The 214-nt window shown below is 42.1% G+C and carries 1 protein-coding gene; it reads left to right on the top strand.

From position 1 onward, the window contains the following. The coding region (locus CXF58_RS01460; protein ID WP_145989790.1) for an IS30 family transposase at positions 1-214 on the top strand (214 nt) is incomplete at both ends.

The raw sequence follows: 214 nt of genomic DNA, 5'->3' as shown, positions 1-214 counted from the left end.
AAAGCTCTTTAGCCCTTTCTTCTTTGCCGATGCTTATGCGTCATGGCAGCGAGGAACCAACGAGAATACCAATGGCCTTATCAGAGAGTACTTGCCTAAGGGTTGTGACTTTAGACAAGTCTCTGATAATGAAATACAGGACATTGAGAACAAACTAAACAACAGACCAAGAAAACGATTAGGGTTTAAGACGCCTATGCAGGCGTTCTATAAT

Origin of the sequence: Psychrobacter sp. Sarcosine-02u-2 (assembly GCF_002836335.1) — a bacterium.
Classification (GTDB): Bacteria; Pseudomonadota; Gammaproteobacteria; order Pseudomonadales; family Moraxellaceae; genus Psychrobacter; species Psychrobacter faecalis.
Note: the sequence above shows the minus strand (reverse complement) of the source record. Positions and strands in the feature narration are given on the sequence as shown.